General features: G+C 69.3%; 26 protein-coding genes and 1 pseudogene. 16 read left to right on the forward strand and 11 right to left on the reverse strand.

Features of this window, described 5'->3' with window-relative positions:
• Nucleotides 1–5: 5 nt before the first annotated feature.
• Complete coding sequence (locus tag AC1DQJ_RS03760) at nt 6–686, reverse strand: DUF2726 domain-containing protein (RefSeq protein ID WP_477600403.1); 681 nt, start codon at nt 684–686, stop codon at nt 6–8.
• Nucleotides 687–831: 145 nt separating this feature from the next.
• Here AC1DQJ_RS03760 and AC1DQJ_RS03765 point away from each other — a divergent pair, with 145 nt between their 5' ends.
• Nucleotides 832–1,290, forward strand: a complete 459-nt coding sequence (locus AC1DQJ_RS03765) for a GNAT family N-acetyltransferase (protein WP_477600405.1) — start codon at nt 832–834, stop codon at nt 1,288–1,290.
• Here AC1DQJ_RS03765 and AC1DQJ_RS03770 read toward each other — a convergent pair.
• Nucleotides 1,287–2,315: an MBL fold metallo-hydrolase gene (locus AC1DQJ_RS03770; RefSeq protein ID WP_477600406.1), complete on the reverse strand. Its 1,029-nt coding sequence runs from the start codon at nt 2,313–2,315 to the stop codon at nt 1,287–1,289. The genes AC1DQJ_RS03765 and AC1DQJ_RS03770 overlap by 4 nt on opposite strands.
• Nucleotides 2,316–2,506: 191 nt before the next feature.
• Here AC1DQJ_RS03770 and AC1DQJ_RS03775 point away from each other — a divergent pair, with 191 nt between their 5' ends.
• Nucleotides 2,507–4,000, forward strand: a complete 1,494-nt coding sequence (locus tag AC1DQJ_RS03775) for an arylsulfatase (RefSeq protein WP_477600408.1) — start codon at nt 2,507–2,509, stop codon at nt 3,998–4,000.
• Here the strand turns inward: AC1DQJ_RS03775 and AC1DQJ_RS03780 are convergent.
• Nucleotides 3,997–4,320 (reverse strand): ArsR/SmtB family transcription factor, encoded by a 324-nt coding sequence (locus AC1DQJ_RS03780; RefSeq protein ID WP_477600410.1) that lies wholly within the window; start codon nt 4,318–4,320, stop codon nt 3,997–3,999. The two genes, AC1DQJ_RS03775 and AC1DQJ_RS03780, sit on opposite strands and share 4 nt — an antisense overlap.
• A gap of 46 nt (nt 4,321–4,366) precedes the next feature.
• Between AC1DQJ_RS03780 and AC1DQJ_RS03785 the strand changes: the two genes are divergently transcribed.
• The 4 genes from AC1DQJ_RS03785 (at nt 4,367) to pbpC (ending at nt 12,451) form a co-directional block, all read left to right on the forward strand.
• Entirely contained in the window at nt 4,367–4,816 is a 450-nt protein-coding gene (locus AC1DQJ_RS03785) for an SRPBCC family protein (protein ID WP_477600412.1), read from the forward strand.
• Nucleotides 4,817–4,832: 16 nt separating this feature from the next.
• A complete protein-coding gene (locus AC1DQJ_RS03790) occupies nt 4,833–5,165 on the forward strand; it encodes a MazG nucleotide pyrophosphohydrolase domain-containing protein (RefSeq protein ID WP_477600414.1) in 333 nt (110 codons plus the stop codon).
• Between the two features lie 81 nt (nt 5,166–5,246).
• Entirely contained in the window at nt 5,247–10,274 is a 5,028-nt protein-coding gene (locus AC1DQJ_RS03795; protein WP_477600416.1) for an alpha-2-macroglobulin family protein, read from the forward strand.
• A 200-nt stretch (nt 10,275–10,474) separates the two neighbouring features.
• The gene (gene pbpC, locus AC1DQJ_RS03800) at nt 10,475–12,451 is read left to right on the forward strand and encodes a penicillin-binding protein 1C (protein ID WP_477600418.1); all 1,977 of its coding nucleotides are present in this window, start codon (nt 10,475–10,477) and stop codon (nt 12,449–12,451) included.
• A 160-nt stretch (nt 12,452–12,611) separates the two neighbouring features.
• Here the strand turns inward: pbpC and AC1DQJ_RS03805 are convergent, their stop codons facing one another.
• The 4 genes from AC1DQJ_RS03805 to AC1DQJ_RS03820 form a co-directional block, all read right to left on the reverse strand.
• Nucleotides 12,612–13,235, reverse strand: coding sequence for a carbonic anhydrase (locus AC1DQJ_RS03805; RefSeq protein ID WP_477600420.1), 624 nt, complete (start codon nt 13,233–13,235; stop codon nt 12,612–12,614).
• On the reverse strand, nt 13,228–13,872 hold the full coding sequence (maiA, locus tag AC1DQJ_RS03810) for a maleylacetoacetate isomerase (protein WP_477600422.1): 645 nt from the start codon (nt 13,870–13,872) through the stop codon (nt 13,228–13,230). The genes AC1DQJ_RS03805 and maiA overlap by 8 nt, the downstream gene beginning before the upstream one ends.
• Nucleotides 13,869–14,552: a fumarylacetoacetate hydrolase family protein gene (locus AC1DQJ_RS03815; protein ID WP_477600424.1), complete on the reverse strand. Its 684-nt coding sequence runs from the start codon at nt 14,550–14,552 to the stop codon at nt 13,869–13,871. Before AC1DQJ_RS03815 ends, maiA begins: the two co-directional genes overlap by 4 nt.
• A gap of 64 nt (nt 14,553–14,616) precedes the next feature.
• Entirely contained in the window at nt 14,617–15,210 is a 594-nt protein-coding gene (locus AC1DQJ_RS03820) for a DUF4142 domain-containing protein (protein WP_477600425.1), read from the reverse strand.
• A gap of 104 nt (nt 15,211–15,314) precedes the next feature.
• Here AC1DQJ_RS03820 and AC1DQJ_RS03825 point away from each other — a divergent pair, with 104 nt between their 5' ends.
• From AC1DQJ_RS03825 to AC1DQJ_RS03835, 3 genes are all read left to right on the forward strand, one after another.
• Nucleotides 15,315–16,523, forward strand: a complete 1,209-nt coding sequence (locus AC1DQJ_RS03825) for a CaiB/BaiF CoA transferase family protein (RefSeq protein WP_477600427.1) — start codon at nt 15,315–15,317, stop codon at nt 16,521–16,523.
• A gap of 2 nt (nt 16,524–16,525) precedes the next feature.
• Nucleotides 16,526–17,155 (forward strand): histidine phosphatase family protein, encoded by a 630-nt coding sequence (locus tag AC1DQJ_RS03830; RefSeq protein WP_477600429.1) that lies wholly within the window; start codon nt 16,526–16,528, stop codon nt 17,153–17,155.
• 102 nt (nt 17,156–17,257) lie between these two features.
• Complete coding sequence (locus AC1DQJ_RS03835) at nt 17,258–18,793, forward strand: M20/M25/M40 family metallo-hydrolase (protein WP_477600431.1); 1,536 nt, start codon at nt 17,258–17,260, stop codon at nt 18,791–18,793.
• Here the strand turns inward: AC1DQJ_RS03835 and AC1DQJ_RS03840 are convergent.
• Nucleotides 18,786–19,349 carry a TetR/AcrR family transcriptional regulator gene (locus AC1DQJ_RS03840; RefSeq protein WP_477600433.1) on the reverse strand — a complete coding sequence of 188 codons (564 nt, stop codon included), beginning with the start codon at nt 19,347–19,349 and terminating at the stop codon, nt 18,786–18,788. The two genes, AC1DQJ_RS03835 and AC1DQJ_RS03840, sit on opposite strands and share 8 nt — an antisense overlap.
• 79 nt (nt 19,350–19,428) lie before the next feature.
• On the opposite strand from AC1DQJ_RS03840, the gene AC1DQJ_RS03845 reads away from it, so the two are divergent.
• Both AC1DQJ_RS03845 and AC1DQJ_RS03850 read left to right on the forward strand, forming a co-directional pair.
• Nucleotides 19,429–19,860 (forward strand): PaaI family thioesterase, encoded by a 432-nt coding sequence (locus AC1DQJ_RS03845; RefSeq protein WP_477600435.1) that lies wholly within the window; start codon nt 19,429–19,431, stop codon nt 19,858–19,860.
• A 57-nt stretch (nt 19,861–19,917) separates the two neighbouring features.
• A complete protein-coding gene (locus tag AC1DQJ_RS03850; RefSeq protein ID WP_477600437.1) occupies nt 19,918–20,715 on the forward strand; it encodes an alpha/beta fold hydrolase in 798 nt (265 codons plus the stop codon).
• Here AC1DQJ_RS03850 and AC1DQJ_RS03855 read toward each other — a convergent pair.
• Nucleotides 20,712–22,124, reverse strand: coding sequence for an HWE histidine kinase domain-containing protein (locus AC1DQJ_RS03855; protein ID WP_477600439.1), 1,413 nt, complete (start codon nt 22,122–22,124; stop codon nt 20,712–20,714). The two genes, AC1DQJ_RS03850 and AC1DQJ_RS03855, sit on opposite strands and share 4 nt — an antisense overlap.
• A 172-nt stretch (nt 22,125–22,296) precedes the next feature.
• Here AC1DQJ_RS03855 and AC1DQJ_RS03860 point away from each other — a divergent pair, with 172 nt between their 5' ends.
• The 4 genes from AC1DQJ_RS03860 (at nt 22,297) to AC1DQJ_RS03875 (ending at nt 23,949) form a co-directional block, all read left to right on the forward strand.
• The gene (locus tag AC1DQJ_RS03860; protein ID WP_477600441.1) at nt 22,297–22,620 is read left to right on the forward strand and encodes a glycine zipper domain-containing protein; all 324 of its coding nucleotides are present in this window, start codon (nt 22,297–22,299) and stop codon (nt 22,618–22,620) included.
• On the forward strand, nt 22,617–23,006 hold the full coding sequence (locus tag AC1DQJ_RS03865; protein ID WP_477600443.1) for a hypothetical protein: 390 nt from the start codon (nt 22,617–22,619) through the stop codon (nt 23,004–23,006). Before AC1DQJ_RS03860 ends, AC1DQJ_RS03865 begins: the two co-directional genes overlap by 4 nt.
• Before the next feature lie 70 nt (nt 23,007–23,076).
• Complete coding sequence (locus tag AC1DQJ_RS03870; RefSeq protein WP_477600445.1) at nt 23,077–23,748, forward strand: superoxide dismutase; 672 nt, start codon at nt 23,077–23,079, stop codon at nt 23,746–23,748.
• Nucleotides 23,749–23,775: 27 nt separating this feature from the next.
• The gene (locus AC1DQJ_RS03875) at nt 23,776–23,949 is read left to right on the forward strand and encodes a DUF1328 domain-containing protein (protein ID WP_183771352.1); all 174 of its coding nucleotides are present in this window, start codon (nt 23,776–23,778) and stop codon (nt 23,947–23,949) included.
• A 53-nt stretch (nt 23,950–24,002) separates the two neighbouring features.
• Here AC1DQJ_RS03875 and AC1DQJ_RS03880 read toward each other — a convergent pair whose 3' ends face one another.
• Together AC1DQJ_RS03880 and AC1DQJ_RS03885 are read right to left on the reverse strand one after the other, a co-directional pair.
• Nucleotides 24,003–24,785: a metallophosphoesterase family protein gene (locus AC1DQJ_RS03880; RefSeq protein ID WP_477600447.1), complete on the reverse strand. Its 783-nt coding sequence runs from the start codon at nt 24,783–24,785 to the stop codon at nt 24,003–24,005.
• Nucleotides 24,782–25,663 carry a diacylglycerol/lipid kinase family protein gene (locus AC1DQJ_RS03885; RefSeq protein ID WP_477600449.1) on the reverse strand — a complete coding sequence of 294 codons (882 nt, stop codon included), beginning with the start codon at nt 25,661–25,663 and terminating at the stop codon, nt 24,782–24,784. The genes AC1DQJ_RS03880 and AC1DQJ_RS03885 overlap by 4 nt, the downstream gene beginning before the upstream one ends.
• A gap of 129 nt (nt 25,664–25,792) precedes the next feature.
• Between AC1DQJ_RS03885 and AC1DQJ_RS03890 the strand changes: the two are divergent.
• A pseudogene (locus tag AC1DQJ_RS03890) lies at nt 25,793–25,977 on the forward strand (hypothetical protein); the annotation flags it as partial.

Raw genomic sequence — 25,977 nt, forward strand, 5'->3', positions numbered from 1 at the left:
GAGGGTCAGGGCACCGAAGGCGGCCGCCGGCCTTCGCCGGGATGAGCAGGAGCCGAAGCTGGACCTTGAAGCGGGGCCCCGAGATCGCGAGCGATCCGCGCGATCTCTCGAGCCAGGTCTTCGGCGCCGTGTGTGGGCGTCATCTCGAAGTAACGAACGCCGGCGCGTCGAAGCGCTTCCTTCTTCACGGCGTCGCGGGCGGGCGCCGAGCCCTGGTAGTGGCCGCTGCCCTGATACTCGATTGCGGCAATCGGCTCGCCGGTATTGGCGATCAGCAGTACGTCAACCCGCTTGCTGTTGATCGCGCTGAACGCCCTGGCGTCGGGCGACCACAGGATCTCGCCGAGATTGACCTGGGCCATGACCCGCCAGGGCAGCTTCTGCGCACGGATCGCACTCTCGGCCGTGTAGAAGACATGGGCCTCGGACTTCGACATCAACCGGCGGCGTTCGAAGTCGGCTCCCATCACCACGCGCAACTGCTCGACGGCGTCGGTCGGGTCTGACGTTGCCGGGAGCGCGGAAGGCGGGCGGCGGCGCCGGAACGGCAGAACCTTGGCGCGCCCGCCTCGCTTTGCACGTCGGGCCCGGGCGGCAAACCTGGCTCGCCAGCGCTCGCCGTAGAGGCCCGCCAGGAAGGCGACGCTGACCAAAACGAAGATCATGAACAACAGATCGTTCGACATCCGGAGCCCCCTGCCCGCGCCTGCGTCGACAGCCACGCTGGTGTCACTATAGGTTGATAGTCGGTTGGACGCGCGTCTTCCGCACTCTTCAATCACGAGGGGAAGACGTGACCTTTCCGTCCCGGCCGTCGGTTATCTGCCGACGATGACCACCGCCCGTGTCCTCAGGATCGCCACCGCGGACGACGCCGAAGCGATCGGCGCGTTGACGCGAGAGGCCTACGCCAAGTGGGTGGGCCTGATCGGGCGCGAGCCGCTGCCGATGACGGTCGACTGTGCCCAGGCGCTGACCCGCCACCGCTTTGACCTGCTGTCGGTGGGCGGCGAGCTGGCGGCGCTGATCGAGACGTTGGTCGAGGACGATGGGCTGCTGATCGTCAACATCGCGGTGCGGCCGGGTTTCCAGGGACGCGGCTTTGGCGTGCGGCTGTTGAAACTGGCCGAGGAGCTGGCGCGGGCGGCGGGACTGGAGCGCACGCGGCTCTACACCAACCAGCGCTTCACCGAGAACCTGCGGCTCTACGCTTCGCTGGGCTATCAGGTCGACCGCGAGGAGGCGCTGAACGGCGGGGTGGCGGTGCACATGTCGAAGGCGCTGGCCTAGCTCTCCAGCTCGTACCCCGCCTCGCGCCAGGCCTTGAGGCCGCCGTCGAGCGCGGCGGCGCGGGTGTAGCCGAGCTCGCGCAGGGTGGCGGCGGCCAGGGTGGAGATCTTGCCGAATTCGCAGCAGGCGAGGATGCGAAGGGTGGGGTCGGGCAGCTCGGTATTGACCCGCAACTCCAGCTGGCCGCGCGGCAGGTGGCGGGCGCCGGGGATATGGCCGGCGTCGAAGGCGTCCTTCTCGCGCAGGTCGAGGATCACCAGGTCGCGGCTGTTGCCGCCGATACGGGATTGCAGTTCGGCCAGCGACATGAACGGCACCTTGGCGGCGGCCTCGGCCAGCAGCTGGGCCACGGTCTTGCCGCCGCTCATATTGGTGCGCAGGGCCTCGGTCAGATGGGTCGGAGCCGAGAGGTCGAGGTTCTGCATCATCTCGACAAAGGCCGCACGCTCGGTCTTCTGCAGGCGCGGATTGGTGTCGATCTCGTCGCCGATGGTCGAGTGCGTGCGACCCTTGTAGTCGTGGGCTGGGAAGACCAGGGTCTCCCTCGGCAGCTTCAGCAGGCGGTCGAACAGGCTCTCGTAGAGGGCGTGCGGATCGCCGGTCGGCAGGTCGGTGCGGCCGGTGCCGCCGATCAGAAGGGTGTCGCCGGTGAACACCCGGTCTGACATCACCAGGCACATGGAATCGCGGGTGTGGCCGGGGGTGTGCAGGGCCTGCAGCTTCAGCCCGCCGGCGATCAGCATGTCGCCGTCGTCGAGCCGCAGGTCGGCGTAGGGCGCGGGACTGAGCCGGTTCATCACCACCGGGGCCGGCAGCAGCTTCTGCAGCTCGTGGCTGGCCGAGAAATGGTCGGCGTGAGTGTGGGTGTCGACCAGGTAGCGGATGTGGAGGCCGCGCTGGCCGGCGAGGCCGACATAGCGGTCGATCTGCGAGAACTCGGGGTCGATCAGCACCGCGGCGTGGGTGTCTTCGCAGCCGACGAGGTAGGACTGACATCCGCCCGTGGCGATCTGCTCAAATATCATCTGGCGACCCCTGTTATGCGACCGCACAGTCGCGCCGGGCCGCGCCTAGCGCAAGAGCTGCGCCACGGCCAAGACTAGGTAGTCGACCAGAGTCCGACCCTGGCTTCGGCCTGATAGCCGGGACCGCTCTACGCGCTCAGCCTGCCGCCAGCATCGGCGCGTACCGCGTCGCAACGGCAGCGGAGGACGCCATGCCCAAGCCCAACATCCTGTTCATCATGGGCGACGACATCGGCTGGTACAACATCAGCGCCTATAACCTGGGCGTGATGGGTTACCGGACGCCCAACATCGACCGGATCGCCAAGGAAGGTGCGCTGTTCACCGACTGGTACGCCCAGCAGAGCTGCACCGCCGGGCGCGCCGCGTTCCTGACCGGTCAGTCGCCGATCCGCACCGGCTTGACCAAGGTCGGGCTGCCGGGCGCGACGCTCGGACTCACTGCGGACGATCCCTGCATCGCGCAAGTCTTGAAGGCGCAGGGCTACGCCACCGGTCAGTTCGGCAAGAACCATTTGGGGGACCGCGACGAACACCTGCCGACCATGCACGGCTTCGACGAGTTCTTCGGCAACCTCTACCACCTGAACGCCGAGGAAGAGCCCGAGAACGAGGACTATCCGAAGGACCCTGAGTTCCGGAAGAAGTTCGGCCCGCGCGGCGTGCTGAAGTGCAAGGCCGACGGCAAAGGCGGCCAGACCATCGAGAACACCGGGCCGATGGACACCAAGCGGATGGAGACGGTGGACGAGGAATTTCTCGCCGGCGCCAAGGACTTCATCAAGCGCAAGAACGAGGCGGGCGAACCCTGGTTCTGCTACTTCAATTCGACCCGCATGCACGTTTTCACCCACCTGAAGGCGGAGTCGAAGGGCAAGACCGGGCTCGGCCTCTATCCCGACGGCATGGTCGAACATGACGGACATGTCGGCGAGCTACTGGCGCTGGTCGACGAGCTGGGCGTCCAGGACGACACGATCGTCGTCTACACCACCGACAACGGCGCGGAATGTTTCACCTGGCCGGACGGCGGCGCGACCCCGTTCAAAGGTGAGAAGGCGACCAACTGGGAAGGCGGCTTCCGCGTGCCGTGCGCGATACGCTGGCCGGGCTCGATCAAGCCGGGCATCGTCATCAATGAGATCTGCGCTCACGAGGACTTTCTGCCGACGCTCGCCGCGGCGGCGGGCGACGGCGACGTCGTCGACCGGATGCAGAAGGGCGGCAAGATCGGCGACAAGTCGTTCAAGGTCCATCTCGACGGCCACGACCTGGCGCCGTTCTTCAAGGGTGAAGTGGAGAAGTCGCCGCGGCCGGGCTTCGCGTACTGGAGCGACGACGGCGACTTGATGGCGATCCGCGTCGGGCATTGGAAAGTCGCCTTCATGACGCAGAACACCGAGGTCGATCCGAAGACTCCGCTAGGAGTCTGGCAGGGTGCGTTCACCGCGTTGCGGGCGCCCATGATCTACAATTTGCGATCGGATCCGTTCGAGCGCGGCCCGGAAAGCATCTACTACGCGGACTACGTCGCGCACCGGATGTTCCTGCAGGTGCCCGCGCAGGCGATCGTGGCCAAGCTGCTGGAGACCTTCAGGGAGTTCCCGCCCCGGGCCAAGGCGGCGAGCTTCACGGTCAGTGACGCGATGGAGAAGATCGCCACCGCCAGCCCGAACCAGAACTAGCCTTCCAGGTCGCTCTTGAGGCGGCCCAGCATGTCCACGGCGCGGGCGGCGTAGGGGCCGATCCAGCGCTCGTGGATGTGTTTGATGGGGAGCGGGTTGAGGTGGTTCCACCGCTCCCGCCCCTCGCGCCGGGCGATCACCAGGTCGGCCCGTTCCAGCACCTTGAGGTGCTGCATCACCGTGCAGCGGTCGAGATCGGCGAAGGCCGCGCAAAGCTGGCCGGTGGTCTGCGGCCGATCCTTCAGCGCATCCAGCAGCCGCCGCCGAATCGGGGCGGCCAAGGCCTTGAAAATCAGGTCATTTTCCGCATCGCTTGACACGTTATATTTTTATAACATTATTGCCGCCGAGACAAGGAGCAGGACCATGGATCTGACCTTCAAGGTGTCGGCGCATATCGCCAAACCGGTGGCCGAGGTGTTCGAGGCGGTGGTCGATCCGGCCAAGTTGTCCGGCTATTTCACCACCGGCGGCGCCAAGGGACGGCTGGAAACCGGCGCGACGGTAAGCTGGGACTTCGCCGACTTCCCCGGCGCCTTTCCGGTGCATGTGGTCGAGGTGGTCCCGCAGAAGAAGATCGTGCTGCGCTGGGCGGCCAACGACCCTGGCGAGAGCTACGAGACCACGGTGACCATGGACTTCGAGGCGCTGGAAGACGGCCGCACCCTGGTCTCGATCAGTGAGGCCGGCTGGCGCGAGAGCGAGGCCGGGCTGAAGGCCTCTTACGGCAACTGTCAGGGCTGGTCGCAGATGCAGTGCGCGATGAAAGCCTATCTCGAGCACGGCCTCAATCTGCGCGAGGGTATGTACAAATAGTCCCGGGGGACGCGGCATGGCCGAACTGAACGAATTGAGCGAGCGGGCCTGGCGGGTGCGCCAGCTCTACGCGCAGTTGGAGGCCACGCGGCACGGCCGCGCCTGGTCGCGCGAGGAGGTGGCCCTGGGCTTCGTCGGCGATGTCGGCGACCTGATGAAGCTGGTGCAGGCCATGGAGGGGGAGCGCGCCATCCCCGACGCGCCCGCCAAGCTGGCGCACGAACTGGCCGATTGCCTGTGGAGCGTAATGACCCTGGCGCGAATGTACGAGGTCGACCTGGAGGTGGCGTTCACCGCGACCATGGACGAGCTGGAGAGCAGCATCCAAGCCAAGCTGGGCGGCGGCTAGCGGCTTCCACCCCCGATTGACGGAGCCAGGGCTTTCGCGTCCCATCGCCGGTGCGACATTCTGTCAAGCCGGGAGGGGGCGATGGCCAGCGAAGAGGCGCCGGGCGAACAGGGTTGGCTGCAGAAGCTGCGGACCAGCCGGATGCCGGGACTGCTTGCCGCCGGCCTGGTGATCGCCGCGTTCGGCGGCGGCTTCCTGGCCGCCAAGGGCGTCGACGGCCTGTCGCTGATCAAGCCGGGCGCGCACGCCGCCCCTGAATCCCAGGGCTGGTCGCTGTTCGGCAAGCCTCGGGGCGCGAACGCCGCGCGGCGCGGCATCCCCAAGCCCGAAGGTTTCGCGGTCTGGCGTCACCGGATCGACACCAGCCGCGCCTCGCCGGCCGCCTGCATCGAGCTGACGCGGCCGCTGGACCCCGCCAAATCCTATGCCGACTTCGTGCTGGTCTCGCCGGACCTGGGCGGGAGCCCGGCGGTCTCGGTGAAGGGCTCCGAGCTCTGCGTGGCCGGGACCGGCTTCGCCGACCGGCGGGTGACCTTGCTGAAGGGGCTGCCCGCCAAGGGCGGCGAGACCCTGGCCGCCAACGCCGACGTCGACTTCGTGTTCGGCGACAAGCCGCCCTATGTCGGCTTCGCCGGCGAAGGCGTGATCCTGCCGCGCGAGGACGCCGACGGCATCGGCATCGAGACCGTCAATGTCAGCCGCCTGTCGGTCGAGGTCTGGCGGGTGGTCGATCGCAATCTGGTGCGCAAGTCGATCAGCGCCCCCGACCCCACAGGCGAAGGCGAGTATCCCAGCGACTACGGCTCGGACAGTCCCGACGACGAGGGCCGGGTGGTCTGGAAGGGCGACCTGAAGGTCAATGCGCAGGGCTCCGGAGAGCGGGCGACCACGGTGTTCCCGCTGGGCGCGGTGCTCAAGGAGATGAAGCCGGGCGCCTATGTGATCAAGGTGCGCGACGCCTCGGGCGGGCGCGACCTCAAGGGCCAGGGCGGCGAAGACGATTACGATCCCAACCCGCCGGCCCAGGCGCGGCGCTGGGTGGTGTTCACCGACATGGCGCTGCTGGCCTATGACGGCTCCGAGGCGCTGGACGTGGTGGTCCGCTCGCTAAAGACCGCCAAGGTGCTGCCGAACACGCGCGTGGCGCTGCTGGCCCGCAATGGCGAGGAACTGGCGAGCGCCAAGACCGACGCGCAAGGGCGGGTGAAGTTCGACCGTCCGCTGCTGGAAGGCGAAGGCGCGGCCGACGCCAAGATGGTCATGGCCTATGGCGACCAGGGCGACCTGGCGGTGCTCGATCTCGACCGCGCGCCGGTGGACCTCTCCAAGCAGGGGATCGGCGGGCGCACCGAGGATTCCGGCATCACCGGCCGCAGCGCGCTGAGCGCGGTGGACGGCTACCTCTATGCCGACCGCGGCATCTATCGCCCCGGCGAGACGGTGCACCTGAACGCGTTGCTGCGCGACCGCGAGGCCAAGGCGGTGAAGGACCGCAAGGGCCAGGTCGTCGTGCGCCGCCCGTCCGGCGTGGAGTTCAAACGCTATCCATTCGACAAGGCGCCGCTGGGCGCCGTGCCGGTGGACATCGCCCTGCCCAAGAGCGCGCCGCGCGGCCGCTGGAGCGCCAGGCTGGAGATCGACGGCCTCGACAAACCGGCCGGCGAGCTGTCGTTCTCGGTCGAAGACTTCGCGCCGCAACGGCTGGCGGTGACTGCGGTCGGCCAGGAGGCCGTGCCGCTGAAGGCCGGCGAGACCCGCAACATCGACGTCACCGCCCGCTTCCTCTACGGCGCGGCCGGCGCGGGCCTGCAGACCCAGGGCGAGGCGCGGCTGCGGGTCGATCCCAATCCGTTCCCGGCCTTCGGGGGCTATCAGTGGGGCGACCAACGCGAGCCGTTCGAGGAGAAGTTCCTGGAGATCGGCCAGACCGTCACCGACGGCGAGGGCCGCGCGGTGCTGGCGCTGTCCTCCGAGGAAGCCGGCGACACCCCGCAGCCGCTGACCGCCGCCTTCACCGCGAGCGTGTTCGAGCCGGGCGGGCGCCCGGTGCGCGAGGGGCTGGACCTGAAGGTGCGGATCAAGGGCGTCTATCTGGGCGCCAAGATCGACCAGGGCGACTCGTCGGGGTCGGGCGATCCGGTGATGGCCATCAGCCTGATCGCGGTGAACGCCGCCGGCCAGCGGATCGCCGCGCCCGGGACGACCTACACGCTGATCGCCGAGAACTGGGACTATGACTGGTTCCAGCAGGACGGCCGCTGGCAGTGGCGGCGGACCAGCCGCGACGTGGTGGTGGCGAAGGCCAATGTGAGCATCGCGGCCGGCCAGCCGGCGCGTATCAGCCGGCGGCTCGGCTGGGGCGACTACCGGCTGGAGATGACTGGCCCGGGGGGCGCCAGGAGCGTCATCCGCTTCGCCTCCGGCTGGGGCGCGCCGGCCAAGGATGTCGAGGCCCCCGATTTCGTGCGGGTCAGCGCCGGGACCAAGGCCTATGCGCAAGGCGACACCGTCGAGATCACCCTCAAGCCGCCCTATGCCGGCGAGGCGCAGGTGGCGGTGGCCACCGACCGGCTGATCGACTTCAAGACCGTGAGCATCGGCAAGGACGGCGCGACCGTGCGCCTGAAGACCAGCGCCGCCTGGGGCGGCGGGGCCTATGTGCTGGTCAGCGTGATCCAGCCGCGCGACCCGGTCGCCTCGCCCAAGCCGCGGCGGGCGCTGGGGCTGGTCTATGTCCCGCTCGATCCGAAGGGCCGCAAGCTGGAGGTGACGTTGGACACCCCGGCTAAGATCGACTCCAAGGCGACTATCGAGGTCCCGATCACCATCAAGGGCGCCGGGTTCGGCGGTCGCGCGCGGGTGACCCTGGCGGCGGTCGACGAAGGCATCCTGCAGCTGACCAAGTTCCAGAGCCCCGATCCGGTGAAGTGGTACTTCGGCAAGCGGGCCCTGACGCTGGACTATCGCGACGACTACGGGCGGCTGCTGGACCCCAATCTGGGCGCACCGGCCAACGTCAACTTCGGCGCCGACGGCATCGGCGGCGAGGGCCTGTCGGTGACGCCGATCAAGACCGTGGCCCTGTGGTCCGGCGTGGTCGAGACCGGGCTGGACGGCAAGGCGGTGATCAAGCTGCCTGCCGCTCAGTTCAACGGCGAGCTGCGGCTGATGGCGGTGGCCTGGACCGACACCGCGGTGGGGTCGGCCAGCAAGCCGCTGACCGTGCGCGAGGCGGTGGTCGCCGACCTCGCCCTGCCCCGCTTCCTGGCGCCTGGCGACAAGGCGTTCGCGACCCTGGAACTCCACAATATCGAGGGCAAGGTCGGCGCCTACATCGCCGAACTGACCACCGGCGGCGGGGTGCTGGCGCCGTTCAGGAAGGCGTTCCAGCTGGCCTTAGGCCAGCGGATCGCCGAGCGAATCCCGTTCAACGCTCCCGACCGGGCCGGCATCGGCAAGGTCGGCTTCAAGGTCACTGGACCCGGCTTCTCGACCGGGAAGGACTATCCGATCCAGACGCGGCTGGGCTGGAGCGCGATCACCCGGACGACCTTCGAGCTACAGGCGCCTGGGACTTCCTACACGCCCGCCTCGAGCCTGCTGGCCGGATTGGCGGCGGGCGATGTCAGCCTGCACGTCAGCTACTCGCCGTTCCGCGGCTTCGACCCGGCGCCGATCGCCTCGGCGCTGTCGCGCTATCCCTACGGCTGCACCGAGCAGACGGTGTCGGCGGCCTATCCGCTGATCTACGCCGCCGAGGTCTCGGCCGATCCGAAGTTGAAGCGCTCGTCGGCGGCCCTGGCCGGCGCCGTCGGGCGACTGCTGGATCGCCAGACCCTGGACGGAGCCTTCGGGCTCTGGCGGGTGGGCGACGGCGAGGCCGATCCGTGGCTGGGCGCCTATGTCACCGACTTCATGATCGAAGCGCAGAAGGCCGGCGCGCCGGTGCCGCAGGAGGCGATCGACCGCGCGCTCGGCGCCATGCGCCAGATCTCGCGGCCGGACGGCTGGGCTTCGGTGTCCTATCGCATGGAGTATCCGACCTGGTGGGCCGGCTCGGAGGACGCCTCCAAGAACGCCACCGAGCGAATGCGCAGCCGCGCCTCGGCCTATGCGCTCTACGTGCTGGCCAAGGGTGGCCGCGGCGACCTGGCCCGGCTGCGCTGGTGGCACGACGTGCAGATGAAGAACGAGGCCTCGCCGCTGGCCAAGGCGCAGGTGGGCGCCGGTCTGGCGATGATGGGCGACCGGGCGCGGGCGCGCTCGGCCCTGCGCCAGGCGGTCGGCTCGCTCGGCTGGCGTGACGAGGCCGACTGGTACCAGAGCCCGCTGCGCGATATCGCCGCCGTCACCGCGCTTGCCTACGAGGCCGGCGAGGCCGACCTGGCCCGCGGGCTGCAGAGGCGCCTTGAGAACGCGGTGAAGGACCCCGACGCGCTCAACACCCAGGAACAGGCGCGGTTGCTGCAGGCGGCGCACTGGATGTTGAAGGCGGCCGGGGCGATCCGCATCGACGCCAAGGGCGCGGTCCCGCTGAGCGCCACCGGCGGCGCCCCGCGCTGGGCGGTGGGCAAGCTCGCCGGGGCGAGCTTCGTCAACGCCGGCAAGGGCGCGCTGTGGCGGACGGTGACGGTGACCGGCACGCCGGTCGCGCCGCCGAACGCGGAGGACAACGGCCTGACGCTCTCCAAGCGGCTGGTCGGGTTCGCCGGCGGGGCGGTCGATCCTTCGGCCCTGAACCAGGGCGACCGGGTGATCGTCGTGGTCTCGGGCCGTTCAAGCCAGGCGCGGTCGATGGCGCTGGTGGTCGACGACCCGCTGCCGGCCGGTTTCGAGATCGAGACCGTGCTGGGGCCGGACGATGCGCAGAACGGGCCGTTCCGGTTCCTGGGCGAACTGTCCAGCGCCGATGTCCAGGAGGCGCGGGACGACCGCTATGTCGCGGCCATGGACCTGGCCGGCAAGGACAGCTTCGCCTTCGCCTATGTGGCGCGGGCGGTGACGGCCGGCGACTTCTTGCTGCCGGGGGCGCAGGCCAAGGACATGTACCGTCCGAGCCTCAACGCCCGCACGGCGGCGAGCCGCACGGTGATCGCGCCGGGACAATGAGTACGGACGCCAGTTCCTCCCCCCCTGGGGGAGGTGGATCAGCGCGCAGCGCCGAGACCGAGGGGGACCGCTCTCACGCAACAGCGTCAAAGTCCCCCTCAGTCGGCCAGGCGGCCGACAGCTCCCCCAGAGGGGGAGCAACTGGGCGGGCGCGCACCCTGACCCTCTCGCTGATCGCCCTGCTCGGGGTCGAGACGGCGGTGTTTGCGCTGGACGCCGTCCTGCCGCCGGACCTAAGCCGGGCGGCGCGGTCTTCGCCGGTGGCGCTGGATCGGCGCGGGAGTTGGCTGCGGGCGCTGCCCGTGGAGGACGGGCGCTGGCGGATCCGGGCGGACCTGTCGCGCACCGACGAGAGTTTTCAGCGGCGCTTGGTCGCCATCGAGGATGCGCGGTTCTGGCTCCATCCTGGCGTCGATCCGCTCGCGGTCTTGCGGGCGGCCGGATCCGCGGCGGCGAGCGGCCGAGTCAGCTCGGGCGCCTCGACCTTGAGCATGCAGACCGCACGGCTGCTGGAGCCGCGGCCGCGCACCCTGACCGCCAAGCTGATCGAGATGGCCCGCGCGGTGCAGATCGAGGCGCGGCTCTCCAAGCGCGAGATCCTGGCCCTCTATCTGACCCTGGCCCCGTATGGCGGCAACCTGGAGGGCGTGCGGGCCGCCAGCCTCTCCTATTTCGGCCACGAGCCAGAGACGCTGACGCCGGGCGAGCAGGCGCTGCTGATCGCCCTGCCGCAGTCGCCGGAGGCGCGGCGGCCCGATCGCCGGCCGGAGGCCGCGCGGGCGGCGCGGCGGGCGGTGCTGGACAAGATGATCCGTGCCGGCGCCCTGACCGAGGTTGAGGCGGCCGAGGCCGAGCAGGAGCCCCTGCCCAGCCGTGCGGCGTTTCCGGCCCTGGCCTGGCATGTAGCCGGCGAGCTGGCGCGGGCGGCGCCGACCGCGCAGGCCTCGGTGCACACCACCTTGGACTCCGGACTGCAGGCGCGCCTCGAGCCGCTGGCCGCGCGAGCGGCGCAGGCCCAAGGACCGGAGGCGACCGCCGCGATCCTGGTGGTGGAGATCAGGAGCCGGGCGGTGCGCGGGGCGGTCGGCTCCGGCGGACTGGCGCGGCCGGGCGGCTGGATCGACATGACCCGGGCGGTGCGCTCGCCCGGCTCGGCGCTGAAGCCGTTCATCTATGGCTTTGCGTTCGACGATGGGATCGCCGCGCCCGACACCGAGATCGACGATGCGGCGCGGCGGTTCGGCGACTATCAGCCGGAGAACTTCGACCGGGTGTTTCGCGGCAAGGTGACGGCGCGCGAGGCCCTGACCTATTCGCTGAACGTCCCGGCAGTGGAACTGCTGGACAAGGTCGGCCCGGCGGCGTTCGAGGCGCGGCTGGATGGGGCCGGGGTCAATCTGGTGCGACCTCGGGCCCAGACTCGCGAGGCGGGCCTGGCCATGGCTCTAGGCGGAGTCGGGATCAGCCTGCGCGACCTGGCGGTGCTCTATGCTGCGCTGGGCGACGGCGGCGTGGCCAAGCCTCTGGCCTGGACGCAAGACGAAGCCCAACGGCGCGAGCGCCAAGGCGGACGTCGCCTGATGCGCGCCGAGGCCGCCGACCAGGTGCTGGCTATCCTGCGCGAGACGCCCCCGCCGGCCGGCGTGACAGCCGCGGCCCTGACCAAGGGACGGCCGGTGATGGCCTTCAAGACCGGCACCTCCTACGGCTTTCGCGACGCGGTGGCGGCCGGGGTGGTCGGGCCCTATGCGATCGTCGTCTGGACCGGACGGGCCGACGGCGGCGCACGGGGCGGACTGACCGGGCGCGACGCCGCCCTGCCGCTGCTGTTCGACGCCGCTGACCTGATCGACGCCCCGGTCTCGGCCCCCCGACCGATCGCCCCGCGCGCCGCGCCGCAGGCCCTGGCCAGGCTGGAGCCGCGTGAGACCGGCCCACGGCTGATCTTCCCTCCCGACGGGGCCAGCGTGCAGGTCGAAGCGTTCGGACCGGCGTCGCGCGGCCTGGTGCTGGCGGCCGGCGGCGAGGACCTCAACTGGTACGTCGCCGGCGAACCGCTCGCGGCCGACCCGGTCAGCGGCCGGGCCGTGTGGCGGCCGAAAGGGCCGGGCTTCTACCGGCTGACGGTGGTCGACGGCGAAGGCCGCAAGGCCTCGGCCCGGGTTCGGGTGAGGTGACGTGTCAGTAAGTGTCATCCCGGTTTCGGCTGAAGGCCGAAGACCGGGACCCATTCGCGCCGGATAGTCGGAATGAGGCGAGGTCGGCGCGAGGCCGGAACCATCAGGTGTTCATGGGTCCTGGACAAGCGCTGCGCGCTTTCCGGGATGACACCCCGGCCTACTGCCCTTCGTCGCGGGCCTTGTCCAAGGAGTCGGGGCCGGAGATGGCGCAGTTCATGTCGGTGACCAGGCCGTTGGCGATCGAGTAGACCCAGCCGTGGACGCAGAGCGACTGGCCGCGGGCCCAGGCGTCCTGGACGAAGACGTCGGAGGCGACGTTGCGGACCTGGCGCAGGACGTTGAGCTCGATCAGGCGATCGAGGCGCTCGTGGTCATGCAGGGCTTCGAGCTCGTCGCGGTTCTCGGCGTAGACCTCGCGGATCGGGTGCAGCCAGTGATCGACGAGGCCGCGGCGCTTGCCGTCGACCGCGGCGGCGACGCCCCCGCAGCCATAGTGGCCGACGACCATGATGTGCTTCACCTTCAGCACGTCGACGGCGAACTGCAGCACCGACAGGTAGTTGGCGTCCTGCGGCGGCGCGAGGTTGGCGACGTTGCGGTGAACGAACAGCTCGCCCGGGTCGAGATCGACGATCTCGTTGGCCGGCACGCGGCTGTCGGAGCAACCAATCCAGAGGTATTCGGGGCTCTGCTGGTTGACCAGGCGCTCGAAGAAGCCGGGGTCGACGGAGAGCTTTCCCGCCGCCCAGCGGCGGTTGTTGGCTTTCAGGTCCTCAAGCATGCACGGCGTCCGGTTGCTGATCGGGGGCGGCGGCGATGAAAGCCGGGTGCTGGGCGGCGTGCTGCGCCGCCGCGACGATGGCCGGGAACGCGGTCAGGTCGACCTTGTAGCGTTGGGCCGAATAGACCTGGGGGACCAGGCAACAGTCGGCGAGGGTCGGCGCGTCGCCAAAGGCGAAGCCCTGGCCGTGGCGGGCGACCATCGGCTCGAGTGCGGAAAAGCCGTCGACGATCCAGCGCTGAGTCCAGGCCAGGCGGCCGGCGTCGTCGACGCCGAACTCCTCCAACGCCTTCTGGATGCGCATGTTGTTCAGCGGGTGAATGTCGCAGGCGACGATCGCCGCCATCGCCCTGACCGTCGCCCGGTCGAACGGGTCCTTGGGCAGCAGCGCCGGCGTAGGATGGGTTTCCTCCAGCCATTCGAGGATGGCCAGGGACTGGACCAGAACGTGGCCGTCGACCTCCAGGGCCGGGGTCAGGTGCTGGCGGTTGTGCTTGGTCACGTAGTCGTCGGCGTGCTGCTCGCCCTTCAGCAGGTTCACCCCGACATAGCCGTAGTCGAGGCCCTTGAGCTGCAGCCCGATGCGCACGCGGTAGGGCGCCGTTGCGCGCCAGTAGGAGTGCAGGGTCAGGCTCATGCGGTCACCGTGAACTGAAGTTGGCCGACGCCTTCGATCTCGCCCGACACCACGTCGCCGGCGGCGATCGGCCCGACGCCCTCAGGGGTGCCGGTGAAGATCAGGTCCCCCGGGGCCAAGGTCCAGAGCTGCGAGGCCTCGGCGATGATTTCGGCGACGTTCCAGATCATGTCGGCGACCTGGCCATCCTGGCGGAGCTGGCCGTTGACCGAGATGGCGATGCGGCCCCGGGGCGGATCGCCGGACCACTTGCGGATCGCCGAGATCGGGGCCGAGGCGTCGAAGCCCTTGGCGGCGTCCCAGGGATGGCCCTTGTCCTTGGCGGCGTTCTGCAGGTCGCGGCGGGTGAGATCAACGCCCACCGCGTAGCCGTAGACGAGGTCCAGCGCCCGGCCGACCGGCACGTTTGCGCCGCCGCCGCACAGCGCGATCACCAGTTCGATCTCGTGATGCAGGTTGGCGGTGCGCGGCGGATAGGGAACGACGCCGCCCGGCGGGACCAGGGCGTCGGCCGGCTTGGCGAAGAAGAATGGCGGGTCGCGGTCGTCGCCGCCCATCTCGCGGCGGTGGGCGGCGTAGTTGCGGCCCACACAAAGAATGCGACGAACGGGAAAGGCGCCAGCCTCCCCCTCCACGGGCACGACCACTTGGGACGGCGGGGTCAGGACATAGGCGCTCATAGCGCCGCCTTACGCCCGGCGGCGGGCGTTGTGAACCCCCGCCGCCTGACGAGAAGGCGCGAGGTTACTTCTTCACAGCGTCGCGCAAGGTCTTGGCGTGGTCGTAGTGCTGCTGGACCACCGGGGCGGTGGCGGCGGCGAACGACTTGATGGCCGGGACATCGCCGTCCTGAGCGTAGCGCTGCATCAGGTCGAGCGCGGCCTGGTGGGCGTCGACTTGGTTGTCGAGATAGGCGACGTCGAAATTGTCGGCCTTGGTCAGGTCGTCGAGCTTGCCTTGCAGGTCGCCCGGCAGAGCGGCCGGAGGCGCCAGGGCGGTCTGGCCAGAATCGGCGATCGCCTTCTTCAACCCAGCGGTGGACTTGGTGTGGGCGCTGATCATCTCGGCGGCGAACTTCTTCACCTCGGGGTTCTTCGAGCGCGTCTCGGCGATCTTGGCGGCCTCGACCTCGAACATGTCGCTGGCGCCGGCCTTGGCGACGAAGTCGGGCGCGGCCGCTTCATTGGCCGGAGTGATGATCGTGGCGGCGGGATTGGCGTCAGGCGTGGCGGCCTGTTCGCTTGGCGTGGCCGCGCCTTGGGTTTCGGTCTTCTGGCCACAGGCGGCCAGCGACAAGGCAGCCAGGGCCGCGCCCGCGATCAGCAGGTGACGGTTCATTCGAACGCTCCTCGAGATTGACTAAGATGTTTCGCGCAGGTCCAACGGACGGCGCACGGGTCCAGAACTCACGGACCTGTGATCAGTTCCGAGGGGATCGAGACGTGAACCAAGCCGCCGCCAACAACGGGCCGCTCAAGGACCTGAAGGTCGTTGAGATGGGCACCCTGATCGCCGGCCCGTTCTGCGGCCAGATCCTGGGCGACTTCGGCGCCGACGTGGTCAAGATCGAGGACCCGAAGAGCGGCGACCCGATGCGGCAATGGGGCCGCAGCCTGCCCAAGGGGCTGTCGCCCTGGTGGCCGGTGATCGGCCGCAACAAGCGCTCGGTCGGCCTGGACCTGCGCACGCCCGAGGGCCGCGAGATCGCCGGCAAGCTGATCGACCAGGCCGACGTGCTGATCGAGAACTTCCGGCCCGGCACGCTGGAGAAGTGGGGCATGGGCTATGAGGCGCTGAGCGCCCGCAACCCGCGGCTGATCGTGGCGCGGGTGTCCGGTTTCGGTCAGACCGGGCCCTACGCCAAGCGGGCCGGCTATGGCCTGATCGGGGAGGCGATGGGCGGGCTGCGCTATGTCACCGGCGAACCGGACCGGCCGCCGGCGCGGGCCGGTATCTCGATCGGCGACAGCCTCACCGCCATGCATGCGGTGATGGGAATCACCATGGCCCTGCATGCGCGCGAGCGGACCGGCCGCGGCCAGATGATCGACGCGGCGCTGTACGAGAGCGTGCTGGCGGTGATGGAGAACCTGGTCACCGAGTACGACCTGACCGGCTATGTCCGCGAGCGGTCGGGCTCGATCCTGCCGGGCATCGCGCCGTCGAACGTCTATCCCTGCGCGGCGGGCGAGATGGTCCTGATCGGCGGCAACGGCGACACGGTGTTCGCGCGGCTGGCGCAGGCGATGAGCAAGCCGGAACTGGCGGCCGACCCGAAATATCTCAGCCATGCGGCGCGGGGCGAGAACCAGCACGAACTGGACGCGATCATCGGCGCCTGGACGGCGGGTTGGACCCTGGACGACCTGATCGTCCACCTGGAGGAGAACGGCATTCCCTGCGGCCGGATCTTCCGCGCCCCGGACATGCTGGAGCACGAGCAATACAAGGCCCGCGAGGCGATCGTGGAATTGGGCCATCCGGTGTTCGGCAAGGTGAAGATGCAGAACGCGTTTCCAAAGATGTCGGAGACGCCCGGCGCGGTGCGCTGGCCGGGGCCGGACCTTGGCCAGCACACCGACGAGGTGCTGGGCGAACTGGGGCTGGATCCCGACGCCGTGGCGGCGCTGCGGACCAAGGGGATTGTCTAGCCGTGAAGGACATCTTCGTCGTCACCCACGCGGAGTCGCTGCACCACGTGCAGGGCGTCGTCGGCGGTTGGCACGACACCTCGCTGACCGAGCGGGGGCGGCGGCAGGCGGTGGCGATTGCGGCGCGGGTCGCCGAGCTCGTCGGTGGCCGGCCCGTCGAGGTCCATGCATCTGACCTCAAGCGCGCCTACGAGACCGCCGAGGCTGTTGCGGCGAGGCTGGGCGTCCCCCTCACCGCGGACCCGGACCTGCGCGAGAACAGCTACGGCGTCGCCGGCGGCAAGCCGCAGGCCTGGCTGGATGAGCGCATCCGGTTCCCGCCGCGCGACGGCGACCGGCTGGACAACCGCATGGGCGTCGAGGGGGCCGAGACCAAGCGCGAGTTCGCCACCCGCGTCTATCGCGGCGTCGACCGAGTGATCGCAAGCCCCTCGCCGGTCTCGGTGATCGTCACCCATGGATTTGCGATGACTTTCGTGGTCGCCCGCTGGATCGGCCTGCCGATCGAGAACGCCGGCCACGTCAACTTCCGGGCCGGATCCGGCGGGATCACCCACCTGCGCGAAGAGGACGTGCTGCAGAACCGCGGCGTGCAGTTCCTGAACGACCTCAGACACATCGCCGGCCTCTAGCCGCTGCGGTTCGCCGCCGGGGTTGCGTCTGGACTAGGAGCGGTCTTGCAGGCTGCGCCATGGCGCCGTCCTATGCGGCCAAGTGTTTTTCGGGGGACCAGTATGTCGATGACGCAGCGGGGCGCGAGCCTCATCCACAACCGGCGCACCCTGCTGACCGGCGCGGCCGCCGCCACCCTGTTCACGCCCGGCCTGACCTTCGCCGCCAGCGGAGACCTGAGCGCGGTCCGCAAGGCGGCTGACGCCGGCTACGACGCCTCGGTCAAGCGCATCCAGGAATGGATCGCCCTGCCCTCCATCGCCGCGGAGAACCGCGACATGGACAAGGGCTGCGAATACATGATGGCCCTGGCGCGCGACGCCGGCTTCCAGCACGTCGAGAAGGTGCCGACCGACGGCTTCCCCGGCGTGTTCGCGACCCTGGACGTAGGCGCCAAGCGGACCATCGGCATCTACTTCATGTACGACGTGAAGCAGTTCGATCCGGCCGAATGGACCTCGCATCCACTGGAGGCCAAGGTCGTCGACAAGCCCGGCTTCGGCAAGGTGATCGTCGGTCGCGGGGCGGTGAACCAGAAGGGTCCGGAAGCGACCTTCCTGGCCGCGCTGCACGCGCTGCGCGCCGCCGGCAAGAAGCCGCCGGTCAACATCGTGCTGGTCTGCGAGGGCGAGGAGGAGATCGGCAGCCCGAACTTCCGCCAGATCGTCACCCAGCCCAAGGTGCTGGCCGCGCTGAAGCAGTGCGAAGGCGTGGTGATCCCGGCCGGCTGGCAGAGCCCGAGCAACGGCGGGGTCAGCGTCAATCTCGGCGCCAAGGGCGTGGTGGAATTCGAGCTGGTCGCCAGCGGCGCCAAGTGGGGCCGTGGCCCGAAGACCGACATCCATTCCAGCGAGAAGGCCCGCGTCGACAGCCCGGCCTGGCGCCTGGTGCAGGCCCTGGCGACCCTGGTCACTCCGGACGGCAACACGCCTGCGGTGGACGGCTATTTCGAGAAGGTTCGGCCGCTGACCGCCCGCGAGAAGGAACTGCTGTCGCTGGCCGCCCAGCAGATGAGCGAAGCCGACGCCAAGAAGGCGCTGGGTGTCGAGCACTGGGTAGACGACCTGCCTTGGGAAAAGACCCTGGAACGGCTGGCCAGCCAGCCGACGATCAATATCGAAGGGCTGGTCTCGGGCTATACCGGCCCCGGCGGCAAGACCATCCTGCCCGGCCGAGCAGTGGCCAAGATCGACACCCGGCTGGTGCCGAACCAAACCAAGGACGACGCGGTGGCCAAGATCCGCGCTCACCTGGACAAACGCGGCTTCACCGACATCGAGCTGAACGTCACCGGCGGCTACGACCCGACTGAGACCGATGAGACCAGCCGGCTGATCAAGGCCGAGATCGCCACCTACAAGAAGGCCGGCGTGCCGCTCAGCGTCTATCCGCGCCTAGCCGGATCCTGGCCGGGGGCGGTGTTCACCTCCGCGCCGGTCAGCCTGCCGGCCGGCCAGTTCGGCCTGGGCCACGGCAACGGCGCCCACGCCCCGAACGAGTACTATGTGGTGGAGTCGAGCAATCCGAAGGTCGAGGGCCTGGTCGGCGCGACCATGGGTTATGTCGACTTCCTCTACGAGATCGCCGCGATCAAGTAGCGGTCGGCTCGCGGCCGGCCTCGACCAGGCGCACTAGCGCGTCCTCGAAGGCCGGGTCGTGCAGGTGCGGATAGCCCTCCAGCACAGCCGCGCGGATGACGCCGAGCACCGCGCGGGTGCGAACGAAGTGGTCGAGGTCGGCCTGGTTCGGGCGGCGCAGCAGCGCCAGGGTCTCGTCGCTCTCGTCGGCCAGGGACTTGCTGGCGTCGGCGTGCAGCATCGCCTTGAGCGCCGCGCGGCGGGTGTTGGGCTTGTCGGCCCAGATGCCGATCTGGGCGCGGATGGCCCGGCGGGTGCGGCCGGGCGATTCGCCGATCGCCGCGCGCACGGCGGCGTTCTCACGCAGGGCCATGGCGATGAGGATCGCCTGCTTGTTCGGGAAGTACTGGTAGAGGCTGCCGATGCTGACGCCGGCCACCTCGGCGATGCGGTTGGTGGTCAGGCGCGCCTCGCCCTCCGCCTCCAGAATCTGAGCCGTGGCGCCGAAGATGGCCTCGCGGGTGGCGTGGGCGCGCGCCTGTTTCGGCGGCCGTCGCTGGGGTTTGCGCCGATCCACTTTCGCACCTCTGGAACGCGAGTCGTCAAAGCTGAGCCTAGCTCGGATTCTGCGGCCGACGCCAACGAGAGACACGCCAATGACCTTTTGGACCGACCAGCTCGACCTGATCACCGCCAGGAAGAACAACCCGCCGCCGGTGGTGACGACGCTGAAGCTCGGTCTGGCCGAGGAGTGGGGACCCGGCTGGGTTCGCAAAAGGTGGGAGCCGGATCCGTCGATCCTCAACAGCGACGGATCGCTGTTCGGCGGTTACCTGGCGGCCCTGGGCGATCAGATCCTGTCGTTCGCGGCCATGACCGTGATGCCGGACGGGGTGAGCTATCGGACCGTGAACCTGCAGATGCAGTTCGTAAGGGTGGGCCGCGCCCACCCCTTGCTGATCGAGGGCCGCGTCACCGCGGCCAGTAGGCGGCTGATCACCGTGGAGGCCGATTTCCGGCGAGAGGACGGCGAGTTGATCTCCCGCGTCAACGGCCAGCAGATCATCCTCCACCCCGAGCACGGTTGACCGGCGCGCGGCGGCGATGGTCCATGGCGCAGACAAGAGACTGCCGGGGGAAAGACCATGCCGACCGCCAACCTGAATGGGCTGAACATCTATTTCGAGCGCGCGGGGACGGGTGAGCGGCTGTTGTTCATTTCCGGCACCGGCGGCGACCTGCGCGCCAAGCCCAACCAGTTCGACGGACCGCTGCCCAAGTCGTTCGACATGATCTCCTACGACCAGCGCGGACTGGGGCGGTCGGACAAGCCCGACGTCGCCTATTCGATGGCCGACTATGCCGATGACGCCGCAGCGCTGATGGAGAGCCAGGGCTGGGACGACGCCCATGTGATCGGCGTCTCGTTCGGCGGCATGGTCGCCCAGGAGCTGGCGCTGCGCCATCCGGGGCGCGTGCGGCGGTTGGTGCTGGCTTGCACCTCGCCGGGCGGCGCAGGCGGGGCCTCGTTTCCCTTCCATGAGATCGAGCACCTGAAAGGCGAGGCGCGGGCGCGGTACCTGACGCCGATCTCCGACACGCGCCGCGACGCGACCTGGGCGGCCGCCAACCCCGAGACCTACGAGAAGATCATCGCTCTGACCGCAGCCGACCCGTTCGACGGCGAGCCGGGCCGGGCGATGGGCGCGCACCGACAGCTGGAGGCGCGCGCGGCGCACGACACCTGGGAGCGGCTGCCGCAAATCGCGATCCCGACCCTGATCGCCGCCGGGCGATATGACGGAATCGCGCTACCGCAAACCCAGGAGAAGATGGCCGCGCGCATTCCCGGGGCGGCGCTGGCGTTCTTCGAAGGCGGCCACCTGTTCATGATCCAGGATCGCGCCGCGGTTCCGGCGATGATCGCCTTCCTGGCGGGCTAGCTGGACGCCAGGATCCCGGCCACCGCCGCGGCCACCTGGGTGACGTCGTAGGGCTTGCGGATGATCGGGGCGTCAAAGCCGAGCGGCGCGCTGGCGTCGCCATAGCCGGTGGCGAAGACGAACGGCACGCCGCGCGCGGCCAGGGCTTCGGCGACCGGCGTCACGGACAGGCCGTTCAGATTGGCGTCCAGCACCGCCGCATCGATCGGCTGGTCGAGGAGGTTCATCGCCTCCTGAAGTTCGTAGGCCGGACCAACCACTTCGGCCCCGGCGTCGGAAAGCCCGGTCTCGAGTTCCAGCGCCAGCAGAACGGCGTCTTCGACGATCAGCACCCGAGCGCCGCGCAGGTCCGTGGGTCCCTGAGGCGATGGCGTGAGCTCGATGGGCCGCGGGGCGGGCGCCTCGGGCAGCTGTTCGGGGCGGGCGACCACGGCGGCGGGTCCGGCCCGCAGCCGCACGCTGACGCCAGCGCGGCGGTACTCGACCTCGGTCTCGCCGTTCAGCTCGCGGCTGGTGACCTGGTTCAGCAGGGTGGAGCCGAAGCCGCGATGGGTCGGCTGGCTGACCGGCGGGCCGCCAGTTTCGGTCCAGAAGAGTTCAAAGCCGCCGTCGGCGATCCGGGTCCAGCGCAGATCCACACGGCCGGACTCGGTGGACAGGGCCCCGTACTTCACCGCGTTGGTGGCCAGTTCGTGCAGGGCAAGCGACAGTGCGTTGGCCGCCCGCGGCGTCAGGAACAGCTCAGGCCCCTCCCAGCGGGTCTGGCCCGGCGCGATGCCGCCCAACTCGGCGGAAGCCAGGTGCGCGATGGCCGCGCCGCGCCAGCGCGCGGCGGTGAGCAGTTCGTTGGCCGAGGCCATCGACTTCAGCCGGCCGGCGAAGGTGGCCAGGAAGCTGTCCAGCGACGTGGTGCGCTTGCCGGTCTGGACGGCCAGGGCCTGAACCGCGGCCAGCACGTTCTTCACCCGGTGATCGAGCTCGGCCATCAGAGCGTGGCGGCGGTCTTCCTCGGCCCGGCGCTCGCCGATGTCCTGCACGACGCCGCAGGTCCGCACCGGGCGGCCCTGATCGTCGCGGACCAGCAGGCCCGAGGTTCGCATCCAGACCGTGCGCCCGTCGTCCTCGCGGATGCGCCGGTACTCGGCCTCGAACCGGCCCTCGCTCCGCATCGATCTGTCTATGAATTCCTTGGTTTTTTCACGGTCCTCCTCGTGCAGCCCACGATAGAGGAAGTCGCCGCCGGCAGCCGGCCATTCGCCTGCGGGAAGGCCGGTGAGATCCGACATCCGGGCGCTGATGGTGATGACGTCGCGCACCATGTCCCAGTCGTACTCGCCCAGGCGCGCCGACTGCAGCGCCAGTTCGAGGCGCTCACGGACCAGGTTTGTTTCTTCGGCGGGGGGCGCCATGGCGTGACCATAAAGCCAGGTTCGCGTCGAAGCGACAGGAACCAGAAGTTGTATGGCCCGATTTGATCCAGGAGTCTTCCGCGCTCTGTCGGAACTCCCTATTGTCTTTGACGTTCCGGCAAGGCTTCCATGCGATCCCTGCGATACCTGCCGAATACTTGGAGAGACAGACATGGCCTCGAACACCGTCGACCACGCGAAAGATGAAGCCAAGGCCACGGCCCAAGCGGTGGCCGATTCCGCCTCGCGGCTGTCGGCTGAAGCCCAACGCACGTTCGGCGAGGCGGCCAAGCGCTTCGAGAAGATCGTCGCCGAAGGCCTTGAGCAGATCCGCGCCCAGAGCCGCACCTATGCCGACGACGCCGGCGAACATTTTGACGAGGCCCAGCGCTACGTGGTCGAGCGGGTGAAGGAACGCCCGCTGGTCGCCACCGGCGCGGCGCTCGGCGTGGGCCTGCTGATCGGCCTGCTGCTGGCCAGCGGCCGCAAGAATTGATCCTCAAGCGCGCGATCTATTACGCCACCATCGTCGTCGCTTTCGCGACGGCGGCGGTCACCTGCGTGGTGTTCCTGGCGCTGGCCCTGCATGCAGCGTTGGCGCCGTTGGTCGGCTCGGCCTGGGCTTCAGCTCTGGTCGCGGGCGCCGCTGCGCTGCTCGCCGCCGGCGCTGCGGCCCTGACGCTGCTGGGCGGCCAGCCTCGCCGCCAAAAGGAACGCCCGCAGGATCGCGACATCACCTCGCGCATGTTCGAGTTGGCCCAGGCCAAGCCCTGGGTCGCCCTCGGCGTCATCGGGGCGATCGCCGCCGTGGCCTTCAAGAATCCACGCACCACAGCCACCGTGGTCTCGGCCCTGATGGCCGGCCGGGCGACCAAGAAGTAGCGAACCAAAGCAGGCGTTCGGGGTTTTCCTGGGGTCGCGGGCCAAGCTCGCCTCCTCCCAGGAAACTGTCATGTTCGAACTGCCCGACCTGCCCTATGACCACGCTGCATTGGAACCCACGATCTCGCGGGCGACCATGCACCTCCACCACGACAAGCATCACAAGAAGTACTTCGACACCACCAATCAGCTCATCGAGGAAAAGGGTCTGACGCCCGCCAGCCTCGAGGACTTGGTGCGCACCGCCGCGGCCGATGCGAACGCGCGCAAGCTGTTCAACAACGCCGCCCAGGCCTGGAACCACACCTTCTTCTGGGAGTGTATGACCGCGGCCAAGCAGGCGGCGGACGGCGACCTGGCCAAGGCCATCGAGCGCGATTTCGGCGGGCTCGATGGGCTGAAGACGGAGTTCGTCGCCAAGGGCGCGGCCCACTTCGGCTCCGGCTGGGTGTGGCTGGCCGCGGAGGGCGAACACCTCAAGGTGATCGACACCCATGACGGCGAGAATTTGCTGACCAAGGCCGGGACGGTTCCTCTGATCGTCTGCGACCTCTGGGAACACGCCTATTACTTGGATCACAAGAACGACCGCGAGGGCTTCCTGAAGGCTTGGTTCGACGCCCTGCCCAATTGGAAGTTCGCGCAGGATCAGTATGCAGCGGCGACTTCCGGTAAGTCGGGTTGGCGACATCCAGGGCCAGTCGAGCTTTCCGGAACACCTGCCGCCGCCAAGCGTTCTTAAGGTCGGTACGAAATCCGGAGGAACGACATGCTCGGTTGGGCTTTGACTTTTCTGGTGGTCGCCTTGATCGCCGGTGTTCTTGGTTTTACCTCGATCGCCGGCGCCGCGATGGGCGTCGCCAAGATTCTGTTCTTCGTCTTCCTGGTGCTGTTCGTCGTGTCCCTCGTCATGCATCTGGTTCGAGGGCGCGGCGCGCTATAGCCCGCCTGGAAGGCTGAACTGGTAACGCCCGCTCCGTCACCGGAGCGGGCGTTTTACTGCGCGCGGTCCAGCGACCAAGTGCGCGAGGGCTCGAAGTGCGAGCCGGTCCAGGACTGGGCCACGATGCGGATCTCCGCCGCGTCGGCCTCGATGAGGTTGAAGCTGGGCGCTACGCCGCGCTCGCGCACCGACAGCGTGCCGGCCCCCACCGCATGACAGCGCCCGGCTCCGAACGGATAGGGCCAGACGAAGGGCGCATGGATATGGCCCGACAGCACCAGGTCGACGCCCCCCTCGGCGAAGGCTCGCGCCGCCGCCTCGCCGCCCCAGGTGCGGCCGGTCATCGGGCCGCTGATCATCTCGGCCAGCGGATGGTGGCAGACGACGATCTTCAGGGTTCCGGCTGGCTCGCCGCCCAGGGCGGCTAGGGCGTCGCGCGTCTGGGCGGCGGAGACCTGGCCCTTTGACCAGTTGGCCCGCGGCTGCACCCCACGGGCGCTGTTGAGGCCGTGAACCGCCAGGCCGGGCGCCCGGAAGTCCTGGCGTGCGGCCGGGCCGATCAGGCGCTCGAAGCGCCCGAACGGCGCGGCGAAGCGCTCCCACCAGGCGAGGTACGGGGAATCATGATTGCCAGGGCAGACCAACTGCGGACCGGGCAAGGTCGCCAGCCATGCGGCCGCGGCCTGGAACTCGGCCACCTCGCCGAACTGGGTCAGGTCGCCGGAGACGATGATCAGGTCGAAGCCGCCTGCGGCGACCAATTCGGCCGCGCCGGTGACGGCCGCGACGTTCTCACCCCCGAAATGGATGTCGGACAGGTGGGCGATACGGATCAAACACCATTCTCCTGGGGCGGCGCCAGCATCCGCGCCACCTTCGGACGCCAGTCGACCGTGGAGGCGGCCGAGACCCAGGCCGGCTCGCCGTCCAGCACGGCGGGCACGCGGCGGGCGGACCAGACCCGGGCGCTGGTGCAGGCTGTGGTGCAGACCGAGGGATCGTTGCGCCAGTCGTCGACCAGAGCGTTGAAGCCGATGCGGGCGGCGTCTGCGAGGTTGCGCGGGTCGATCACCGCGGCCTCCAGCGCCTGCTCATGGTCGGGCAGCGCCTTGGACGCCAGCGGACAAAGGAAGGCAAGGGCCTCGGCCTTGCCGCGGGGCCCGCCGTCCAGCGAGTAGCGGAGGCGACCGGAAAAGGCGCGGCCCCAGGCGCGCCGCACCCGCCCCCAGGCCAGGCGGAGTTCGCCCTGGCGGACCGCCTCGCGCGCCGGGGCCCAAAGAGCCGGCGCGCCGAGAATCGAGGCGACCAGGAAGCTGCGGCCGTCGATGCGACCGCCGCCGATGCACTTTTCCCGCCCGTGATCGAGGGCGCTGCGCAGCGCCTCCTCCCATCCGACCTGGCCGTAGATCGCCCGTGGCAGCATGTTCATGGTCCCGCCAGGCAGCGGCGCGATCAGCGGACCGTCAGCGCCGGCCATCTCGACCGCCGCACGAGCCGTGCCGTCGCCGGCCAGCACCACCAGCAGGTCGGGCGCGGCGTCGATGGCGTGACGCAGGCGATGGGCGATGTCGGCGCCCTCGGCGGCCTGGACATTGGCGGTTACGCCGTACTCGGCGAGCAGGGCCCGCATCTGTTCGACGGCCTCAGGCGTGGCGCTGCCGGAGGCGACGTTCACGACGGCTTCGATACGCGAAATTTTTGGACGGTCGGCCATTCTTCCTCGGCGGGCATGGCCCTAACGGCGGCGGTTCACGGCGGTTCCGACCGGAACTTCACCTTGGAGGACGCGTTGGGGTCGGCGGGATAAAGTAAGGAGAGCCAAATGACCAAGGCCAAATCTCTCATGCCGATTGCTGCGCTGGCCGCAGCGACCCTGCTGGCGGGCGCTTGCACCACCAGCGGCAACGTCGAACGCAACGCTGCGGGTGGCGCTGCGCTGGGCGCCTTGGCGGGCGCGGTGATTGGCAACAACGTCGGCGGCGGCGACGCCGGAACGGGCGCGGCGATCGTCGCGGCCCTCGGCGGCGG

The sequence above is a fragment of the Phenylobacterium sp. P4_E10 genome (genome assembly GCF_056401675.1).

Excerpts from the sequence above, each read along its gene's own strand:
- AC1DQJ_RS03765 (WP_477600405.1), top strand. The coding sequence starts at position 832 with ATGACCACCGCCCGTGTCCTCAGGATCGCCACCGCGGACGACGCCGAA.
- AC1DQJ_RS03805 (WP_477600420.1), bottom strand. The coding sequence starts at position 13,235 with ATGCTTGAGGACCTGAAAGCCAACAACCGCCGCTGGGCGGCGGGAAAG.
- AC1DQJ_RS03820 (WP_477600425.1), bottom strand. The coding sequence starts at position 15,210 with ATGAACCGTCACCTGCTGATCGCGGGCGCGGCCCTGGCTGCCTTGTCG.
- AC1DQJ_RS03760 (WP_477600403.1), bottom strand. The coding sequence starts at position 686 with ATGTCGAACGATCTGTTGTTCATGATCTTCGTTTTGGTCAGCGTCGCC.
- AC1DQJ_RS03845 (WP_477600435.1), top strand. The coding sequence starts at position 19,429 with ATGACCTTTTGGACCGACCAGCTCGACCTGATCACCGCCAGGAAGAAC.
- AC1DQJ_RS03770 (WP_477600406.1), bottom strand. The coding sequence starts at position 2,315 with ATGATATTTGAGCAGATCGCCACGGGCGGATGTCAGTCCTACCTCGTC.
- AC1DQJ_RS03885 (WP_477600449.1), bottom strand. The coding sequence starts at position 25,663 with ATGGCCGACCGTCCAAAAATTTCGCGTATCGAAGCCGTCGTGAACGTC.
- AC1DQJ_RS03860 (WP_477600441.1), top strand. The coding sequence starts at position 22,297 with ATGGCCTCGAACACCGTCGACCACGCGAAAGATGAAGCCAAGGCCACG.
- AC1DQJ_RS03835 (WP_477600431.1), top strand. The coding sequence starts at position 17,258 with ATGTCGATGACGCAGCGGGGCGCGAGCCTCATCCACAACCGGCGCACC.
- maiA (WP_477600422.1), bottom strand. The coding sequence starts at position 13,872 with ATGAGCCTGACCCTGCACTCCTACTGGCGCGCAACGGCGCCCTACCGC.
- AC1DQJ_RS03790 (WP_477600414.1), top strand. The coding sequence starts at position 4,833 with ATGGCCGAACTGAACGAATTGAGCGAGCGGGCCTGGCGGGTGCGCCAG.
- AC1DQJ_RS03850 (WP_477600437.1), top strand. The coding sequence starts at position 19,918 with ATGCCGACCGCCAACCTGAATGGGCTGAACATCTATTTCGAGCGCGCG.
- AC1DQJ_RS03795 (WP_477600416.1), top strand. The coding sequence starts at position 5,247 with ATGGCCAGCGAAGAGGCGCCGGGCGAACAGGGTTGGCTGCAGAAGCTG.
- AC1DQJ_RS03785 (WP_477600412.1), top strand. The coding sequence starts at position 4,367 with ATGGATCTGACCTTCAAGGTGTCGGCGCATATCGCCAAACCGGTGGCC.
- AC1DQJ_RS03870 (WP_477600445.1), top strand. The coding sequence starts at position 23,077 with ATGTTCGAACTGCCCGACCTGCCCTATGACCACGCTGCATTGGAACCC.
- AC1DQJ_RS03875 (WP_183771352.1), top strand. The coding sequence starts at position 23,776 with ATGCTCGGTTGGGCTTTGACTTTTCTGGTGGTCGCCTTGATCGCCGGT.
- AC1DQJ_RS03775 (WP_477600408.1), top strand. The coding sequence starts at position 2,507 with ATGCCCAAGCCCAACATCCTGTTCATCATGGGCGACGACATCGGCTGG.
- AC1DQJ_RS03855 (WP_477600439.1), bottom strand. The coding sequence starts at position 22,124 with ATGGCGCCCCCCGCCGAAGAAACAAACCTGGTCCGTGAGCGCCTCGAA.
- AC1DQJ_RS03815 (WP_477600424.1), bottom strand. The coding sequence starts at position 14,552 with ATGAGCGCCTATGTCCTGACCCCGCCGTCCCAAGTGGTCGTGCCCGTG.